Annotated in this window: 19 protein-coding genes; 15 read left to right on the forward strand and 4 right to left on the reverse strand. The window is 62.6% G+C overall.

Annotation, left to right across the window (positions count from 1 at the left end; translation table 11 throughout):
- The first annotated feature begins 248 nt into the window (after window positions 1-248).
- From ABE456_RS16635 to hisC, 10 genes are all read left to right on the forward strand, one after another.
- On the forward strand, window positions 249-1,058 hold the full coding sequence (locus ABE456_RS16635; protein ID WP_012270662.1) for an ATP-binding cassette domain-containing protein: 810 nt from the start codon (window positions 249-251) through the stop codon (window positions 1,056-1,058).
- Window positions 1,058-1,855 (forward strand): lipid asymmetry maintenance ABC transporter permease subunit MlaE, encoded by a 798-nt coding sequence (mlaE, locus tag ABE456_RS16640; protein ID WP_346644883.1) that lies wholly within the window; start codon window positions 1,058-1,060, stop codon window positions 1,853-1,855. The genes ABE456_RS16635 and mlaE overlap by 1 nt, the downstream gene beginning before the upstream one ends.
- Complete coding sequence (gene mlaD / locus ABE456_RS16645) at window positions 1,855-2,340, forward strand: outer membrane lipid asymmetry maintenance protein MlaD (RefSeq protein ID WP_010952152.1); 486 nt, start codon at window positions 1,855-1,857, stop codon at window positions 2,338-2,340. The genes mlaE and mlaD overlap by 1 nt, the downstream gene beginning before the upstream one ends.
- A gap of 9 nt (window positions 2,341-2,349) precedes the next feature.
- A complete protein-coding gene (locus ABE456_RS16650; RefSeq protein WP_346644884.1) occupies window positions 2,350-2,997 on the forward strand; it encodes an ABC transporter substrate-binding protein in 648 nt (215 codons plus the stop codon).
- Window positions 2,994-3,296, forward strand: coding sequence for an STAS domain-containing protein (locus ABE456_RS16655; protein ID WP_346644885.1), 303 nt, complete (start codon window positions 2,994-2,996; stop codon window positions 3,294-3,296). Before ABE456_RS16650 ends, ABE456_RS16655 begins: the two co-directional genes overlap by 4 nt.
- Window positions 3,297-3,413: 117 nt before the next feature.
- Entirely contained in the window at window positions 3,414-3,653 is a 240-nt protein-coding gene (locus ABE456_RS16660; protein WP_003255121.1) for a BolA family protein, read from the forward strand.
- 23 nt (window positions 3,654-3,676) lie between these two features.
- Complete coding sequence (murA, locus tag ABE456_RS16665) at window positions 3,677-4,942, forward strand: UDP-N-acetylglucosamine 1-carboxyvinyltransferase (protein ID WP_346644886.1); 1,266 nt, start codon at window positions 3,677-3,679, stop codon at window positions 4,940-4,942.
- A 93-nt stretch (window positions 4,943-5,035) separates the two neighbouring features.
- Window positions 5,036-5,671: an ATP phosphoribosyltransferase gene (hisG, locus tag ABE456_RS16670; protein ID WP_346644887.1), complete on the forward strand. Its 636-nt coding sequence runs from the start codon at window positions 5,036-5,038 to the stop codon at window positions 5,669-5,671.
- 126 nt (window positions 5,672-5,797) lie between these two features.
- Window positions 5,798-7,123, forward strand: a complete 1,326-nt coding sequence (gene hisD / locus ABE456_RS16675; protein WP_346644888.1) for a histidinol dehydrogenase — start codon at window positions 5,798-5,800, stop codon at window positions 7,121-7,123.
- Window positions 7,124-7,125: 2 nt separating this feature from the next.
- Complete coding sequence (hisC, locus tag ABE456_RS16680) at window positions 7,126-8,172, forward strand: histidinol-phosphate transaminase (protein WP_346644889.1); 1,047 nt, start codon at window positions 7,126-7,128, stop codon at window positions 8,170-8,172.
- A gap of 77 nt (window positions 8,173-8,249) precedes the next feature.
- Here hisC and ABE456_RS16685 read toward each other — a convergent pair whose 3' ends face one another.
- Window positions 8,250-9,434 carry an alkaline phosphatase family protein gene (locus ABE456_RS16685; protein ID WP_346644890.1) on the reverse strand — a complete coding sequence of 395 codons (1,185 nt, stop codon included), beginning with the start codon at window positions 9,432-9,434 and terminating at the stop codon, window positions 8,250-8,252.
- 139 nt (window positions 9,435-9,573) lie between these two features.
- Between ABE456_RS16685 and ABE456_RS16690 the strand changes: the two genes are divergently transcribed.
- The 4 genes from ABE456_RS16690 (at window position 9,574) to ABE456_RS16705 (ending at window position 12,457) form a co-directional block, all read left to right on the forward strand.
- Entirely contained in the window at window positions 9,574-10,224 is a 651-nt protein-coding gene (locus tag ABE456_RS16690; protein WP_346644891.1) for a FadR/GntR family transcriptional regulator, read from the forward strand.
- A gap of 13 nt (window positions 10,225-10,237) precedes the next feature.
- A complete protein-coding gene (locus tag ABE456_RS16695; protein WP_346644892.1) occupies window positions 10,238-11,518 on the forward strand; it encodes a CynX/NimT family MFS transporter in 1,281 nt (426 codons plus the stop codon).
- Window positions 11,519-11,697: 179 nt separating this feature from the next.
- Window positions 11,698-12,174 carry a nuclear transport factor 2 family protein gene (locus ABE456_RS16700; RefSeq protein ID WP_346644893.1) on the forward strand — a complete coding sequence of 159 codons (477 nt, stop codon included), beginning with the start codon at window positions 11,698-11,700 and terminating at the stop codon, window positions 12,172-12,174.
- On the forward strand, window positions 12,167-12,457 hold the full coding sequence (locus ABE456_RS16705; protein ID WP_346644894.1) for a GIY-YIG nuclease family protein: 291 nt from the start codon (window positions 12,167-12,169) through the stop codon (window positions 12,455-12,457). The genes ABE456_RS16700 and ABE456_RS16705 overlap by 8 nt, the downstream gene beginning before the upstream one ends.
- A gap of 34 nt (window positions 12,458-12,491) precedes the next feature.
- Here ABE456_RS16705 and yejK read toward each other — a convergent pair whose 3' ends face one another.
- Window positions 12,492-13,499, reverse strand: coding sequence for a nucleoid-associated protein YejK (gene yejK / locus ABE456_RS16710; RefSeq protein WP_346644895.1), 1,008 nt, complete (start codon window positions 13,497-13,499; stop codon window positions 12,492-12,494).
- A 369-nt stretch (window positions 13,500-13,868) separates the two neighbouring features.
- On the opposite strand from yejK, the gene ABE456_RS16715 reads away from it, so the two are divergent.
- Window positions 13,869-14,150, forward strand: coding sequence for an HU family DNA-binding protein (locus ABE456_RS16715; protein ID WP_003255106.1), 282 nt, complete (start codon window positions 13,869-13,871; stop codon window positions 14,148-14,150).
- Between the two features lie 50 nt (window positions 14,151-14,200).
- Here ABE456_RS16715 and rlmF read toward each other — a convergent pair whose 3' ends face one another.
- Both rlmF and ABE456_RS16725 read right to left on the reverse strand, forming a co-directional pair.
- On the reverse strand, window positions 14,201-15,151 hold the full coding sequence (gene rlmF / locus ABE456_RS16720) for a 23S rRNA (adenine(1618)-N(6))-methyltransferase RlmF (protein WP_346644896.1): 951 nt from the start codon (window positions 15,149-15,151) through the stop codon (window positions 14,201-14,203).
- A gap of 163 nt (window positions 15,152-15,314) precedes the next feature.
- Window positions 15,315-18,161, reverse strand: a complete 2,847-nt coding sequence (locus tag ABE456_RS16725; RefSeq protein WP_346644897.1) for a valine--tRNA ligase — start codon at window positions 18,159-18,161, stop codon at window positions 15,315-15,317.
- Window positions 18,162-18,327 lie beyond the last annotated feature (166 nt).

An 18,327-nucleotide genomic window follows, 5' to 3' on the forward strand; every position in this document is an offset into this window, starting at 1 on the left:
GTCGAAAAAGCAATGCCTGATGAAAAGGCGGCGATTATAGCCGCAATGAAAGAAACCCTCACGCTTTCGATTGCCGTGGCGAATGTCTCGCCAGCTTGAATCGAAGCTGAACGACTCGTTGTCCGGCCTTGGGGCGGCGCTGTCAGCGGTGCTATAGTTCGCCGCTATTCGGCCTGCCAGGGGTGCGTGTGCCTTCCTGATGGGGGCCGGCGTCCATTAGGACGAGGCTGCACTAGCAAGGAGTCTAGATGAGTGTGGATAGCGCCTACGCGGTCGAGTTGAAGGGGGTTACCTTCAAACGCGGTTCGCGCAGCATTTTCAGCAACGTGGACATTCGCATCCCGCGCGGCAAGGTCACCGGCATCATGGGGCCATCGGGTTGCGGCAAGACTACGTTGCTCCGCCTGATGGGGGCGCAGTTGCGCCCCTCCAGCGGTGAGGTATGGGTTGCCGGGCAGAACCTGCCGACGTTGTCGCGCAGCGACCTGTTCGACGCCCGCAAGCAAATGGGGGTGCTGTTCCAGAGCGGCGCGCTGTTCACCGACCTCGACGTGTTCGAGAACGTCGCATTCCCGCTGCGTGTGCACACCCAGTTATCGGACGAAATGATCCGTGACATCGTACTGATGAAGCTGCAGGCCGTGGGCCTGCGCGGTGCCATCGACCTGATGCCCGACGAGCTGTCCGGTGGCATGAAGCGCCGTGTGGCGTTGGCCCGGGCTATTGCCCTGGACCCCCAAATCCTCATGTACGACGAACCGTTCGTCGGCCAGGACCCGATCGCCATGGGTGTACTGGTGCGCCTGATCCGCCTGCTCAACGATGCCCTGGGTATCACCAGCATCGTCGTCTCCCATGACCTGGCGGAAACCGCCAGCATCGCCGACTACATCTACGTGGTGGGTGACGGCCAGGTGCTGGGCCAGGGTACGCCCGATGAGCTGATGGGCTCGGACAACCCACGGATTCGCCAGTTCATGAAAGGCGACCCGGACGGCCCGGTACCCTTCCACTTTCCTGCGCCTGACTACCGCGCCGACCTGCTGGGGGCGCGTTGATGCGCAGAAAATCCTTACTCGAACGTGTCCGCCTGTTGGGTCGCTCGGCGATCGACGTGCTGGCGGTACTGGGGCGCTCCTGCCTGTTCCTGTTCCATGCCCTTGTCGGGCGCGGCGGCATCGGTGGCGGCTTCCAGCTGCTGACCAAGCAGCTGTACTCGGTGGGCGTGCTGTCGCTGGCGATCATTGTCGTGTCCGGGGTGTTCATCGGCATGGTGCTGGCATTGCAGGGCTACAGCATCCTGACCAAGTACGGTTCGGAGCAGGCGGTGGGGCAGATGGTCGCCCTGACCCTGCTGCGTGAGCTCGGCCCGGTGGTGACGGCGTTGCTGTTCGCCGGCCGCGCGGGTTCGGCGCTGACCGCCGAAATCGGCAACATGAAATCCACCGAGCAGTTGTCCAGCCTGGAAATGATCGGCGTCGACCCGCTCAAGTACATCGTTGCACCACGCCTGTGGGCCGGCTTCATCTCGCTGCCGTTGCTGGCGCTGATCTTCAGCGTGGTCGGCATCTGGGGCGGCTCGTGGGTGGCAGTCGACTGGCTGGGCGTTTACGAGGGCTCGTTCTGGGCCAACATGCAGAACAGTGTTTCTTTCACCGACGACGTGCTCAACGGCTTGATCAAGAGCCTGGTGTTTGCCTTCGTCACGACCTGGATCGCCGTATTCCAGGGGTACGACTGTGAGCCCACCTCAGAAGGGATCAGCCGTGCCACCACCAAGACCGTGGTCTATGCCTCGTTGGCAGTGCTGGGTCTGGACTTTATTCTGACCGCCTTGATGTTTGGAGATTTCTGATGCAAAACCGCACCCTGGAAATCGGTGTCGGCCTGTTCCTCCTGGCCGGGATCCTGGCGCTGCTGCTGCTGGCCCTGCGTGTCAGCGGGCTGTCGGCCAGCCCGAGCAGCGATACCTATAAAGTTTATGCCTACTTCGACAATATCGCCGGTTTGACGGTCAGAGCTAAAGTGACCATGGCCGGTGTGACCATCGGCAAGGTCACCGCCATCGATCTGGACCGTGATTCCTACACCGGTCGGGTGACGTTGCAGCTGGACAAGTCGGTGGACAACCTGCCGACCGACTCCACCGCCTCGATCCTGACCGCCGGTTTGCTTGGCGAGAAGTACATCGGCATCAGCGTGGGCGGTGAAGACGAAGTGCTCAAGGACGGCGCGACCATCCACGACACCCAGTCGGCACTGGTGCTGGAAGATCTGATTGGCAAGTTCCTGCTCAACTCCGTTGGCAAGGAACCAAAAGAAGCGCAACCGGCTAATTAAGGAGTTTCCATGATTTCGATCCTGCGACGTGGCCTGCTGGTCCTGCTGGCGGCTTTCCCTTTGCTGGCCTTGGCCGCGCAAACGCCTCACGACGTGGTTCAGGGTACGACCAACGAGTTGCTTGGTGACCTCAAGGCCAACAAGGAACAGTACAAGTCCAACCCCAATGCTTTCTACGATTCGCTCAACCGCATCCTTGGCCCGGTGGTGGACGCTGACGGTATTTCCCGCAGCATCATGACCGTCAAGTACTCGCGCAAGGCAACGCCTGAGCAAATGCAGCGCTTCCAGGAAAACTTCAAGCGCAGCCTGATGCAGTTCTATGGCAACGCACTGCTGGAGTACAACAACCAGGGTATCGTCGTCGACCCGGCCAAGGCCGATGACGGCAAGCGCGCCTCCGTCGGCATGAAGGTCACCGGTAACAATGGCGCCGTGTACCCGGTGCAGTACACCCTGGAAAACCTGGGTGGCGAGTGGAAGGTGCGTAACGTGATCGTTAATGGCATCAACATCGGCAAGCTGTTCCGCGACCAGTTCGCCGACGCCATGCAGCGCAACGGCAACGACCTGGACAAGACCATCGACGGCTGGGCCGGCGAAGTGGCCAAGGCCAAGCAGGCTGCCGACAACTCGCCAGAGAAGACCGTCAAATGAGTGAGGCCGCCGTGAGCATGGCCGAGCCGGGCGTGCTGCGCCTGACAGGCGTGCTGGACTACCGCAGCGGCCCGGCCTTGCGCAAACAGGGCAAGGCGCTGATCGACAGTTCGCGCGAGCCACGTCTGGTGCTTGATTGCTCGGCGGTCGAAAAGTCGTCGAGTGTCGGCCTGTCGCTGTTGCTTGCGTACATTCGCGATGGTCAGGCCACCGGCAAGGCCTGCGAAGTACGCGGAATGCCCGACGACATGCGGGAAATTGCCGAGGTCTATGACCTCGATGAAGTGCTGGCAACCTGATGGCCAGGCACGAATGATGGCCCCTCGGTCAGCGAAGTCCTTGTTGGGCTTCGCAGGCGAGGGGCTTTTTTGTATGATGGCCGACCCGTGCGCATCGGGCGCCGATTGAGGTTGAGCATGCAGGCCGTAGAAGTTAAAAGCTTCCTTGAAGAGAAATTGCCGGGATCCCGGGTCGAAGTTGAAGGCGAAGGCTGCAACTTCCAGTTGAACGTGATCAGCGACGAGTTGGCTGGCCTGAGCCCGGTCAAACGCCAGCAGGCGATCTATGCTCACCTGAATCCGTGGATCGCCAATGGCAGCATCCATGCGGTAACCATGAAATTTTTCAGCAGCGCAGCCTGGGCTGAGCGCACCTGAGCCAACTTGGCGGCGAGATTCCAATGGACAAACTGATTATTACTGGTGGCGCTCGCCTTGACGGCGAGATCCGCATTTCGGGCGCGAAGAACGCAGCCCTGCCGATCCTGGCAGCAACCCTGCTGGCCGACGGCCCAGTCACCGTGGGTAACCTGCCGCACCTGCACGACATCACCACCATGATCGAGCTGTTCGGCCGCATGGGCATCGAGCCTGTGATCGACGAAAAGCTGGCGGTGGAGATCGACCCACGTACCATCAAGACCCTGGTTGCGCCATATGAGCTGGTCAAGACCATGCGCGCCTCGATCCTGGTGCTGGGCCCGATGGTCGCCCGTTTCGGCGAGGCCGAAGTGGCCCTGCCTGGCGGTTGCGCCATTGGTTCGCGCCCGGTCGACCTGCACATCCGTGGCCTCGAGGCCATGGGCGCCAAGATCGAGGTAGAAGGCGGCTACATCAAGGCCAAGGCGCCTGAAGGTGGCCTGCGCGGTGCGCACTTCTTCTTCGACACCGTCAGCGTGACCGGTACCGAGAACATCATGATGGCCGCTGCCTTGGCCAAAGGCCGCAGCGTGCTGCAGAACGCCGCGCGTGAGCCGGAAGTGGTCGACCTGGCCAACTTCATCAACGCCATGGGCGGCAATGTGCAGGGCGCCGGTACCGACACCATCACCATCGATGGCGTCGAGCGCCTGGACTCGGCCAACTACCGCGTGATGCCAGACCGTATCGAGACCGGTACCTACCTGGTCGCCGCTGCCGTGACCGGTGGCCGCGTCAAGGTCAAGGACACCGACCCGACAATCCTTGAAGCCGTCCTGGAAAAACTCAAGGAAGCCGGCGCCGACATCACCACCGGTGAAGACTGGATCGAGCTGGACATGCACGGCAAGCGGCCGAAAGCCGTCAACCTGCGTACCGCCCCGTACCCGGCGTTCCCGACCGACATGCAGGCGCAGTTCATTTCGCTGAACGCCATTGCCGAAGGCACTGGCGCGGTGATCGAGACCATCTTCGAAAACCGCTTCATGCACGTCTACGAAATGCACCGCATGGGCGCGCAGATCCAGGTCGAAGGCAACACTGCCATCGTCACTGGCGTCAACGCGCTGAAAGGTGCCCCGGTAATGGCCACCGACCTGCGTGCTTCCGCCAGCCTGGTGCTGTCGGCGCTGGTTGCCGAAGGCGATACCCTGATCGATCGCATCTACCACATCGACCGTGGTTACGAGTGCATCGAAGAAAAACTGCAGATGCTCGGCGCGAAAATCCGCCGCGTACCGGGCTAGTTGCCCGCTGGCACAAGGATGTGCCATTCGAATTGAATGCGGTCGGGCTATAGCAGCCCGGCCAGCAGTAGCCGCTTAAGGACCGACGTTCCAATGTTGACCATCGCGCTTTCCAAAGGCCGTATTCTCGATGATACCCTGCCGTTGCTGGCCGAGGCCGGCATCGTGCCGACCGAGAACCCGGACAAGAGCCGCAAGCTGATCATCCCCACCACGCAGGAAGACGTACGCCTGCTGATCGTGCGTGCCACCGACGTGCCGACCTACGTCGAGCATGGTGCCGCCGACCTGGGTGTGGCCGGCAAGGACGTGTTGATGGAGTACGGCGGCCAGGGCCTGTACGAGCCGCTGGACCTGCAGATTGCCCAGTGCAAGCTGATGACCGCTGGTGCAGTCGGTGCAGCCGAGCCCAAGGGCCGCCTGCGCGTGGCCACCAAGTTCGTCAACGTAGCCAAGCGCTACTACGCCGAACAAGGCCGTCAGGTCGACATCATCAAGCTCTACGGCTCGATGGAGTTGGCACCGCTGATCAACCTCGCCGACAAGATCATCGACGTGGTCGACACCGGCAACACCCTGCGTGCCAATGGCCTGGAGCCCCAGGAACTGATCGCCACGATCAGCTCGCGCCTGGTGGTCAACAAGGCCTCCATGAAAATGCAGCACGCCCGCATCCAAAGCCTGATCGACACGCTGCGTCAAGCGGTCGAATCTCGACACCGCGGTTGATTCCTGTGCGCGACCTTCGCTGTCGCGCCCGTCTATCCGCGTCATAGCCACTTTTCTCGGGTGCCCGCGCGGATGGACTGGTAGCCTAGGGCGCCTGAGCATTCGCTAATAATCGAGGCCCTCGCCATGACCGTGTCCACTGCAATTGCCCGTCTCAACGCTGCTGATCCGGATTTCGCCCGACATCTGGATCATCTGCTGAGCTGGGAAAGTGTGTCCGATGACGCGGTCAACCAGCGCGTGCTCGACATCATCAAGGCCGTGCGCGAGCGGGGTGATGCGGCGTTGGTGGAATTCACCCAGCGTTTCGACGGTGTTGACGCCAAGTCGATTGACGACCTGATCCTCAATCGCGAGCGCCTGGAGCTGGCGCTGACCCGTATCACCCCGACTCAGCGTGAAGCCCTGGAGAAGGCCGCCAACCGTGTGCGCATGTACCACGAGCGGCAGAAGCAGGACTCCTGGCAGTACACCGAAGCCGATGGCACCGTGCTCGGCCAGAAGGTTACCCCGCTGGACCGTGCCGGCCTGTATGTACCGGGCGGCAAGGCATCGTACCCGTCGTCGGTGCTGATGAACGCGATTCCGGCCAAGGTTGCCGGTGTGGCTGAGGTGGTGATGGTGGTGCCGACCCCGCGTGGCGAGGTCAACGAGCTGGTGCTGGCAGCGGCCTGCATCGCCGGTGTCGATCGCGTGTTCACCGTGGGTGGCGCCCAGGCCGTGGCCGCGCTGGCCTACGGCACCGAAAGCGTGCCGCAGGTGGACAAGATCGTCGGCCCGGGGAACATCTATGTTGCCACTGCCAAGCGCCATGTGTTCGGCCAGGTAGGCATCGACATGATCGCCGGCCCGTCGGAAATTCTCGTCGTGTGCGACGGCCAGACCGACTCGGACTGGATCGCCATGGACCTGTTCTCGCAGGCTGAGCACGATGAAGATGCCCAGGCCATCCTGGTCAGCCCGGATGCCGCGTTCCTCGACCGCGTTGCCGCCAGCATCGACAAGCTGCTGCCGACCATGGAGCGTGCCGAGATCATCGAGAAGTCGATCAATGGCCGTGGCGCGCTGATCCAGGTGCGTGACATGCAACAGGCCATGGAAGTGGCCAACCGCATTGCGCCGGAGCACCTGGAGCTGTCGGTGGCCGACCCGCAGGCCTGGCTGCCGCACATCCGTCACGCGGGTGCGATCTTCATGGGCCGCCACACCAGCGAAGCGCTGGGTGACTACTGCGCCGGCCCCAACCACGTGCTGCCCACTTCCGGCACCGCGCGTTTCTCGTCGCCACTGGGGGTGTATGACTTCCAGAAGCGTTCGTCGATCATCTTCTGCTCCGAGCAGGGCGCGTCCGAGTTGGGCCACACTGCTTCGGTCCTGGCCCGTGGCGAGTCGCTGACCGCCCACGCCCGCAGCGCTGAATACCGTATCCTCACCCAAGAGAAGGGGAACTGAGCATGAGTCGTTTCTGGAGCCCCTTCGTCAAGGACCTGGTGCCTTACGTGCCCGGCGAGCAGCCCAAGCTGGCCCGCCTGGTCAAGCTCAACACCAACGAGAACCCTTATGGCCCGTCGCCCAAGGCGCTGGAGGCCATGCGCGGCGAGCTGAACGACAACCTGCGCTTGTACCCGGACCCGAACGGTGACCGGCTGAAGCAGGCGGTGGCCGAGTACTACGGCGTAACCCCGGCGCAAGTGTTTGTCGGCAACGGCTCGGACGAGGTGCTGGCGCACATCTTCCACGGCCTGTTCCAGCACGATGCACCGCTGCTGTTCCCGGATATCAGCTACAGCTTCTATCCGGTTTACTGCGGCCTGTACGGCATTGCCTTCGAGCAGGTGGCGCTGGACGAGCAGTTCCAGATCCGCATCGAGGACTACAACAAGCCCAATGCCGGTATCATCTTCCCTAACCCTAACGCGCCGACTGGCTGCCTGATGCCGCTGCAGGCGGTAGAGCAGCTGCTGCAGGCCAACCGTGATTCGGTGGTGGTAGTCGATGAGGCGTACATCGATTTCGGTGGTGAGACCGCCATCAGCCTGGTGGACCGCTACGACAACCTGCTGGTCACCCAGACCCTGTCGAAGTCGCGCTCGCTGGCTGGCTTGCGGGTTGGCCTGGCTGTTGGGCACCCGGACCTGATCGAGGCGCTGGAGCGGATCAAGAACAGTTTCAACTCCTACCCGCTGGACCGTGCGGCGATCGTCGGTGCGGCAGTGGCGTTCGAGGACCGCCAGTACTTCGAGGAAACCTGCCGCAAGGTGATCGACAGCCGCGAGGTGTTGGTTGAGCAACTGCAGGCCAAGGGCTTCGAAGTACTGCCTTCGGCCGCCAACTTCATCTTCGCCCGCCACCCGCAGCAAGATGCCGGTGAGTTGGCGGCACGCCTGCGTGAGCAGGGCGTGATCGTGCGCCACTTCAAGCAGCCGCGTATTGCCCAGTTCCTGCGCATCACCATCGGCACGCCGGAGATGAACCAGGCGCTGCTGGATGCGTTGAACTGACGGCAACCTCTACTGCTGTTACGCGGTCCTTGTAGGAGCGGCCTTGCCGGGGCGCTCCTACAAAAAGCGCGTCCCGCTTAGTAACTGCTCTCTTCAATGACAAACGCCTTGGCAGCCGGCCTGTTGCGTACCGCCGCCGGTGTACCATTGAGCACCAGCACGTAATCGTTCTGTTGCTCCATCCCGTCGGGATCAGTCCATTGCCCGTCACTGGCCGCTACCTGGGCAACCACATGCCCGTTCTTCAGAATCGTCAGGTAGCCCTTGGCCTCGCTGTTCCAGCGTATCCGCCCTTTGTTCTCATCGGCACGCGCCTTGCGCACGCCGGTATCCCCCAGCAAGGGTGTGCCGTCCAGTAACCATTCCGGTTGCAACCTCAGGCCCATATGGCGCAGCACCGTGGGTGCCACCGAAGTTTGCGCGGGCAGCCCGTACAGGTTGTTTGGCCCGGGCATTTCCGCTGGAGTGCTCAGTTCGGTCAGCTCCTGATTCATCGGCTTGTTGCTGGCGATGAAGATGCTCTTTTCCTGCTCCGAAGCGCTGCCATGGCCTTTGCCCCGGTAATCTCGGCCGTGGTCAGTGCTGACGATCACCAGCCAGTCTTCCAGCGGGAACATGCGACGTCGCTGGTCCACCTTGTCCAGTAGCCGCCCGATCTCGCTGTCGGCCTTACGCAATGCCCGCTGATAGCGCTCGCCGTAACCCTGGTCATGGCCGACCTGGTCAGGTTCGTCCAGTTGAACGAAGGTGAAGTCAGCGGGTGTGTTGCCGAGGATCTGCAGCGTTCGCCCAATCACCTGTTCATCCGCCAAGCCACTTTCGCGCACGTCGGCGCCATGGGCGTCTTCCAGCAGAAATGCCGTATTGATGGGCGACCAGTTGACGACGCTGGAGAGGTAGGCATTGGGCAAGGCCAGGCGCAACCGCTTGAACAGGCTGGGATACGCGGTGCTTGCCCGCAGCGACTCTGCGTCCGAGTCAACACCGTGCTTGTTGCTCCACACGCCGGTCAACAAGGTGACCCAGCCGGGGCCGCTCAAGGTGGCTTGCTCGCTGGCTTTGCCATTGATGCCCCCCGCGTAGGCCTTGCCATAGTACAGCCGCTGTTTCAGGTTGGTGGCGTCGCCCAGTTGCAGGTATTGCTCCAACTGCACGCCGTCGAGGCCGATGATCAGGGCTTTAGGCCGGCTCGGGTGATGGGCCGGTTCACAACCCGGCAGCAGGGCCAGGAACAGCAGTAACAGCAGGCTCGCCAGTCGCATGCAAATGCATCCTTGAAAGTACCCCGCGAGCGTTGCAACAAAGCGTTATGCCCACAACTGGCAGAAATACCAGGTGGTTTACGGCGTTGCCCGGTATCCAGTAAGCTGGGTAAATTCATCGGATGATTGGTTGAGTAGGATGAGTACAGAGCTGACCAAGCGTTCTCTGGTCGAGCTGGCTGTTGAGCGCATGCGCGAGCGCATCGTGCTGGGCGACTGGCAGGTCGGCCAGCGCTTGCCGACTGAGCCGGAGCTGGCCCTGCAATTGGGCATCAGCCGTAACACCGTACGCGAGGCCATGCGCGTGCTGGCTTTCAGTGGCCTGGTGGAAATTCGCCAGGGCGACGGCAGTTACCTGCGCACGGCCCAGGACCCGCTGCAGGCGGTGCAGGCGATGTCCCGCTGCACTGCCGAACAGGCCCGTGAAACCCGCCACATTCTCGAGACCGAAGCCATCGGGCTGGCCGCGCTGCGTCGCACCGATGGCGACCTGCAAGCGCTGCGTGATGCCCTGGCCGGCAGCGCCGGGCACTTCCACGGGGATGTCGATGCCTATGTGGCCTGCGACCTGGTGTTTCACCAGCGGCTGGTCGATGCCGCCCATAACCCGGCGCTGAGCGAGCTGTACCGGTACTTTTCCGGGGTGGTGGCTGCCGCGCTGCAGCACAACATGGCGACCGTGCCGCGTTGCCAGGCCACGTTCGACCTGCATGGGCAGATCCTCGATGCCATCGAGCAACGCGACGCGGAACGGGCCAAGCGCCTGAGCCGCACCCTTATCGAATCCTGACCCCGAGTAGGCCATGGCTGAATCCATTACCCGCAACACCCCGGCAAGCGAGGGGGACCTCGAAGAGCTACTGATTGATGCCGAAGCTGACGACGAGCAGGTGCAGCAGCAGCCAGTGGTGCTGCTGCGGCCCTGGCTGCTGTTGCTCGGCTTGGTGCTGGTGGCATTGAATCTGCGCCCGGCGTTGTCGAGCATGGCACCGGTGCTGGGCCTGGTGTCCGAAAGCCTGGGGCTGAATGCCTCGCAGGCCGGTTTGCTGACCACCTTGCCGGTGCTGTGCCTGGGCCTGTTCGCCCCCCTGGCGCCGGTACTGGCAAGGCGGTTCGGCAGTGAACGGGTGATTCTTGGCATTCTTGTCACCCTGGCGCTGGGCATCGTGGTGCGCAGCACTTTTGGGGCTACCGGTGTGTTCCTCGGCAGCCTGATGGCGGGGGCCAGCATCGGCATTATTGGCGTGCTGTTGCCGGGGATCGTCAAGCGCGACTTTCCGCAGCACGCAGGCACGCTGACGGGTGTGTACACCATGGCGCTGTGCCTGGGTGCGGCCATGGCGGCGGGTGCCACCGTACCACTGGCCCAGCATTTCGACGGCAGTTGGGCGCTGGGGCTGGGCTTCTGGGTGCTGCCGGCCTTGCTGGCCATGCTGGTATGGCTGCCGCAGGCTCGCCAGGGGCATGGTCTGCACAAGGTGGCGTATCGCGTGCGTGGCTTGTGGCGTGACCCGTTGGCCTGGCAGGTAACCTTGTACATGGGCCTGCAGTCGTCGCTGGCCTACATCGTCTTTGGCTGGTTGCCGTCGATCCTGATCGGCCGCGGCCTGAGCCCGACCGAGGCGGGGCTGGTGCTATCGGGGTCGGTGATCGTGCAACTGGTCAGCTCGCTCAGTGCGCCGTGGCTGGCCACGCGCGGCAAAGACCAGCGCCTGGCGATCGTGCTGGTCATGCTGATTACCCTGGCGGGGCTGTTCGGTTGCCTGTATGCGCCGGTGTCCGGGCTGTGGGGGTGGGCGGTGGTGCTGGGGCTGGGGCAGGGCGGTACCTTCGCCCTGGCGCTGACCTTGATCGTGCTGCGCTCGAAGGACGCCCACGTGGCGGCGAACCTGTCGAGCATGGCCCAGGGGGTGGGTTATACCCTGGCGTCGATGGGGCCGTTTGCGGTGGGGTTGGTGCATGACCTGACTGGCGGCTGGGCGGCACTGGGCTGGATCTTTGCTGTACTTGGGGTGGGTGCCATTGTGTTCGGGCTGGGTGCCGGGCGGGCATTGCATGTGCAGGTGACCAGCGAAAAAGTCTGAAGCTTCTGTTGGCAGTATCGGCCCTATCGCCGGCAAGCCAGCTCTCACAGAAGTCCCACAGTTCCGAAGATGGTGGTTTCCCTGTGGGCGCTGGCTTGCCGGCGATAGGGCCGGTACTGGGATAAGGTAACGGGGCAGATTATCGTGCTGCTTTCAACCCCCAGGACGGACCAGCCCACATGAGCGACGCCAACCGCGACCTGATCACCCGCTTCTACCAGGCCTTCCAGCGCCTGGACGCCGAAGCGATGATTGCCTGTTACAGCGACGATATCGTTTTCAGCGACCCGGTGTTCGGCACCCTGCGTGGGCGGGATGCAGGCGATATGTGGCGGATGCTCACCACCCGTGCCGAGGATTTCACCCTGTCGTTCGATAGCGTCCGTGCCGATGAGCGCAGTGGCAGCGCGCACTGGGTAGCTACCTACCTGTTCAGCCAGACCGGCCGTGTTGTGGTCAACGATATCCAGGCGCGCTTTGTCATCCGCGATGGGTTGATCTGCCAACACGACGACACCTTCGACCTGTGGCGCTGGTCGCGGCAGGCGCTGGGTGTGCCTGGTGTGTTGCTGGGTTGGTCGCTACTGCTGCAGAACAAGGTGCGCTCACAGGCATTCAAGGGATTGCGCGCATTTCAGCAGGCCCAGGGTGAGTGACGTCGTCGAAACTGTTGTTGGCAAACCGTGGTATGTGTACCTGGTACGGGCTGCCAATGGCTCGTTGTACTGCGGTATCAGTGATGACCCGCAACGGCGCTTTGTGGCGCATCAGAAAGGGCAGGGCGCGCGCTATTTCAAGACCAGCCCGGCGCAGGCGCTGGTGTATGTGGAGCAATGGCCGGACAAGGGCGAGGCATTGCGCCAGGAGCGGCTGGTGAAGCGGCTGCGCAAGTCGGCCAAGGAGGCGTTGGTGGCGTCTTATCTGGTGGATTTGGCTTGAGATTGCCGGGGCTGCAAAGCAGCCCCCAGGGCCATCAATCCTTGCGCCGCTTGAGCTGGTCCACCAGAGTGGTCGGCAGCCCCTTGATGATCAAAGTCCCCGCCTCTTCGTCATACTCCACCTTGTCCCCCAACAGATGCGCCTCGAAGCTGATCGACAGCCCCTCGGCACGCCCGGTGAAGCGGCGGAACTGGTTGAGGGTGCGCTTGTCCGCGGGAATTTCCGGCGACAGGCCATAGTCCTTGTTGCGGATATGGTCGTAGAACGCCTTGGGCCGGTCCTCGTCGATCAGGCTGGACAGCTCTTCGAGGGTCACCGGCTCGCCCAGTTTGGTCTGGGTGGTGGCGTACTCGACCAGGGTTTGGGTCTTCTCGCGGGCGGACTCTTCCGGCAGGTCTTCGCTCTCGACGAAGTCGCTGAAGGCCTTGAGCAGGGTGCGGGTTTCTCCCGGGCCGTCGACGCCTTCCTGGCAGCCGATGAAGTCGCGGAAATAGTCCGAGACCTTCTTGCCGTTCTTGCCCTTGATGAACGAGATGTACTGCTTGGAGTTCTGGTTGTTCTTCCATTCCGACAAGTTGATGCGCGCCGCCAGGTGCAATTGGCCGAGGTCGAGATGGCGCGAAGGCATCACGTCGAGTTCGGCGTTCACCGCCACGCCTTCGCTGTGGTGCAGCAGGGCGATTGCCAGGTACTCGGTCATGCCTTGCTGGTAGTGGGCAAACAGGATGTGGCCGCCGGTGGACAGGTTGGACTCTTCCATCAACTTTTGCAGATGCTCTACGGCAATGCGGCTGAAAGCGGTGAAGTCCTTTTCCTCATCCAGATACTGCTTGAGCCAGCCGCTTAGTGGGTAGGCACCCGACTCACCGTGGAAAAAGCCCCAGGCCTTGCCTTGCTTGGCGTTGTAGCTGTCATTGAGGTCGGCCAGCAGGTTCTCGATGGCGTCGGAGGCTGCCAGTGCGGTGTCGCGGGCATGCAGCACGGCGGGGCTGCCATCGGGCTTCTTGTCGATCAGGTGAACGATGCAATGACGGATTGGCATGGAATTCTCGGCGAGCTACAAAAGTCGTCCAGTTTACCCCAGACACCAGGTGATGCAGTGGCCGTATGTTGGCAGAAATGCCGGTTGTTCGTTTTTTGTTCAAATTTGTGCGTTTTAGGCTAAAACCCCCGAAAAACCTGCATTAAATCGAAGTGCGCAGCGGATATTTATCCGTTCCTGTGGTAGCTTTGCGCGGTCTTGTGCCCCTCGTGTGGCGCATTGCTGGCAGCTTGCTGTCGTCGTGTCGAACCAAACGCCGATTTACGTATCTACATACGCGATTGGCGCGGCCCTCCACTTCAGGGGCTGGCCCGATAACGTCGTAGTTCGCTGCATAACCATCGAATTTGATAGGGAAGGAACATCACCATGGCATTGACCAAAGACCAACTGATTGCCGACATCGCCGAATCGATCGCCGCGCCAAAAGCCACCGCCAAAAACGCTCTGGAGCAACTGGGCCAGATCGTTGCCGACCAACTGGAAAACGGCGCTGAAATCACTCTGCCAGGCATCGGCAAACTGAAAGTCTCCGAGCGTCCTGCCCGTACCGGCCGCAACCCTTCGACTGGCGCTGCCATCGAAATCGCTGCCAAGAAAGTCGTCAAGTTCGTTCCAGCCAAAGTGCTGACCGACGCCATCAACAAGTAATTGTTGAAGCTTTGACGAAACCGCGCCCGGCTTGCCCGGGCGCGGTTTTTTCATGCCTGTGATTTACGCCGGGCGTGCCAGGCCTGGCGCGCAGTGTCGTCCTGGAAGCTCCAGGCAACCATACGGCTCTGCTTCTGCCCCTGGCCCATTTCGGCAATGCGCACGGCCTTGGCGCCGGCCTTTTTCAGCGCGGCCTCGATCCCTGGCAGGTTGCTGGCCTTGGATACCAGGCTGGTGAACCACAGTACCCGCTCGGCGTACTGCACGCTTTCGCCGACCAACTGGGTGACAAAGCGGATTTCGCCGCCCTCGCACCACAGTTCATTGTTCTGGCCACCGAAGTTGAGCACCGGCAGCTTGCGCTTGGGGTCCTGCTTGCCGAGGTTCTTCCACTTGCGCTGGCTGCCGCGGGTGGCTTCGTCGCGCGAGGCATGGAACGGCGGGTTGCACAGGGTCAGGTCGAAGCGTTCGTCGTCCTGCAGCAGGCCGCTGAGGATGTGCGCACGGTTGGCCTGCTGGCGCAGGGTGATGGCCTTGCCCAGGCCGTTGGCCTGGACGATTGCCTTGGCTGAGGCCAGTGCCACCGGGTCGATGTCCGAGCCGAGGAAGCGCCAGCGGTAATCGCTGTGGCCCAGCAGCGGGTAAATGCAGTTGGCGCCCACGCCAATGTCCAGTGCGCGCACCTGGGCGCCCTTGGGGATCTCGCCGGCATTGTCGTCGGCCAGCAGGTCGGCGGCTACGTGGATATAGTCGGCACGGCCAGGAATGGGCGGGCACAGGTAGTCGGCGGGGATGTCCCAGTGCTGGATGCCGTACTGGGCCTTGAGCAGGGCACGGTTGAAAACTCGCACGGCCTCGGGGTTGGCGAAGTCGATGCTGGGTTTGCCGTGGGGGTTGGTGATGGTGAAGCGCGCCAGGTCAGGGTGGGCCTTGATCAGGCTGGGGAAATCGTAGCGGCCCTGGTGGCGGTTGCGCGGGTGCAGGGTGGGTTTGTTGGTCATGGTTGGATCCGGTGTTGCAGGCCGTGGGGCTGCTCTGCAGCCCTATCGCGACACAAGGCCGCTCCTACAGGATAGCGGCGCCTCTCAAACCGGCGCCGTCCCTGGAGGAGGGGCCTTGTGTCGCGAAAGGGCCGCACAGCGGCCCCAGCGGTCTATCAGGTTGTTACAGCGCTGCAATCCGCGCATGCTGCTCGGTGAAGTTGGCCAGGGCCTGTTCGGACTCGGCCAGCTTGGCGCGTTCCTTCTCGATCACCGCAGGCGGTGCCTTGTCGACGAAGGCGGCGTTGGACAGCTTGCCACCCACGCGCGCCACTTCACCCTGCAGGCGCTGGATTTCCTTGTTCAGGCGCGCCAGCTCGGCATCCTTGTCGATCAGGCCGGCCATTGGCACCAGCACTTGCAGGTCACCGACCAGGGCAGTGGCCGACAGCGGCGCTTCGTCGGCATCGCTCAGTACGGTGAACGACTCGACCTTGGCCAGCTTCTTCAGCAGCGCTTCGTTTTCCTGCAGGCGGCGCTGGTCGTCGGCATTGGCGTTCTTCAGGAACAGCGGCAGCGGCTTGCCTGGGCCGATGTTCATTTCGGCGCGAATGTTACGCAGGCCAACCATCAGCTCCTTGAGCCACTCGATGTCGCCTTCGGCGGCGGCGTCGATGCGCGCTTCGTTGGCCACTGGCCATGGCTGCAGCATGATGGTCTTGCCTTCGATACCGGCCAGCGGCGCGATGCGCTGCCAGATTTCTTCGGTAATGAACGGCATGAACGGGTGCGCCAGGCGCAGCGCCACTTCCAGCACGCGCACCAGGGTGCGACGGGTGCCACGGGCGCGTTCGACCGGCGCGTTCTCGTCCCACAGTACCGGCTTGGACAGCTCCAGGTACCAGTCGCAGTACTGGTTCCAGATGAACTCGTACAGCGCCTGGCTGGCCAGGTCGAAGCGGAACTGCTCCAGCTGGCGGGTCACTTCGGCTTCGGTGCGCTGCAGTTGCGAGATGATCCAGCGGTCAGCCAGCGACAGTTCGTAGGCTTCGCCGTTCTGGCCGCAGTCCTCGCCCTTGTCCAGCACGTAGCGGGCGGCGTTCCAGATCTTGTTGCAGAAGTTGCGATAGCCTTCGACGCGGCCCATGTCGAACTTGATGTCGCGGCCGGTCGAGGCCAGTGAGCAGAAGGTGAAGCGCAGGGCGTCGGTGCCGTAGCTGGCGATACCTTCGGGGAACTCGGCCTTGGTCTGCTTGGCGATCTTCTCGGCCAGCTTGGGCTGCATCATGCCGCTGGTGCGTTTTTCCAGCAGGGCGTCGAGGGTGATGCCGTCGACGATGTCCAGCGGGTCCAGCACGTTGCCCTTGGACTTGGACATCTTCTGGCCCTGGCCGTCACGGACCAGGCCGTGCACGTACACGGTCTTGAACGGCACCTGCGGGGTGCCATCCTCGTTCTTGATCAGGTGCATGGTCAGCATGATCATGCGCGCAACCCAGAAGAAGATGATGTCGAAGCCAGTCACCAGCACGTCGGTGGAGTGGAACTTCTTGAGGAACTCGGTCTGCTCCGGCCAGCCCAGGGTGGAGAAGGTCCACAGGCCCGAGCTGAACCAGGTGTCGAGCACGTCGTCGTCCTGGCGCAGGACCACGTCGGCGCCCAGCTTGTGCTTGGCGCGCACTTCTTCTTCGTTGCGGCCGACATAGACCTGGCCGGCCTCGTCGTACCACGCCGGGATGCGGTGGCCCCACCACAGCTGGCGGCTGATGCACCAGTCCTGGATATCACGCATCCAGGAGAAGTACATGTTCTCGTACTGCTTGGGCACGAACTGGATGCGGCCATCCTCCACGGCGGCGATGGCAGGTTCTGCCAGCGGCTTGGTGGAAACGTACCACTGGTCGGTCAGCCATGGCTCGATGACGGTGCCGGAGCGGTCGCCTTTCGGCACTTTCAGGGCGTGGTCGTCGATGCTTACCAGCAGGCCCTGGGCGTCCAGGTCGGCAACGATCTGCTTGCGCGCGACGAAGCGGTCAAGGTTGGCGTACTGGGCCGGCAGTTGGGTGTCGACCTGCTCGTTGACGCTGCCGTCGAGGTTGAAGGCCTGGGCGCTGGCCAGCACGAAGGCGTTCTTGTCGAAGATGTTCAGCAGTGGCAGGTTGTGGCGCTTGCCGACTTCGTAGTCGTTGAAGTCGTGGGCCGGGGTGATCTTCACGCAGCCGGTACCGAACTCGGGGTCGCAGTAGTCGTCGGCGATGATCGGGATGCGGCGGCCGACCAGTGGCAGTTCGACGAACTTGCCGATCAGTGCCTGGTAGCGTTGGTCGCTTGGGTTGACCGCAACGGCGGCGTCACCCAGCAGGGTTTCCGGACGAGTGGTGGCGACCACCAGGTAGTCCTTGCCTTCGGCGGTCTTGGCGCCGTCGGCCAGCGGGTAGCGCAGGTTCCACAGGTGGCCTTTCTCGTCGTGGTTTTCCACTTCGAGGTCGGAGATGGCCGTGTGCAGCTTGGTGTCCCAGTTGACCAGGCGCTTGCCGCGGTAGATCAGGCCGTCTTCATGCAGGCGCACGAAGGCTTCTTTAACCGCTTCGGAAAGGCCGTCGTCCATGGTGAAGCGCTCGCGGCTCCAGTCGACCGACGAGCCCAGGCGGCGGATCTGACGGCTGATGTTGCCGCCGGACTGGTCCTTCCATTCCCAGACCTTTTCCAGGAACTTTTCGCGGCCCAGGTCATGCCGGTTCTGGCCCTTGGCTTCGAGTTGGCGCTCGACCAGCATCTGCGTGGCGATACCGGCGTGGTCGGTACCTGGCTGCCACAGGGTGTCACGGCCTTGCATGCGGCGGAAACGGATCAGGGCGTCCATGATCGCGTTGTTGAACCCGTGGCCCATGTGCAGGCTGCCGGTAACGTTCGGCGGCGGGATCATGATGGTGTAGGACTCGCCTGCACCTTGTGGGGCGAAATAGTTCTCGGACTCCCAGGTGTTGTACCAGGAAGTTTCGATGGCGTGCGGCTGGTAGGTCTTATCCATGCGCGGCGGGACCCTGTGCATTTATTCGGGAAAGCCGGGAAGTATAACCAAGGTGGGGGCCGCAGGCGACAAGCTGCTGCTATCTGGCAGGGCAGGGAGGGCCTCTTCGCGGGTAAACCCGCTCCCACAGGTGCAGCAGTGCCTTCAGGCCTGTGCTGATCCTGTG

Source organism: Pseudomonas sp. TWI929 (assembly GCF_039673335.1).
Taxonomy (GTDB): domain Bacteria; phylum Pseudomonadota; class Gammaproteobacteria; order Pseudomonadales; family Pseudomonadaceae; genus Aquipseudomonas.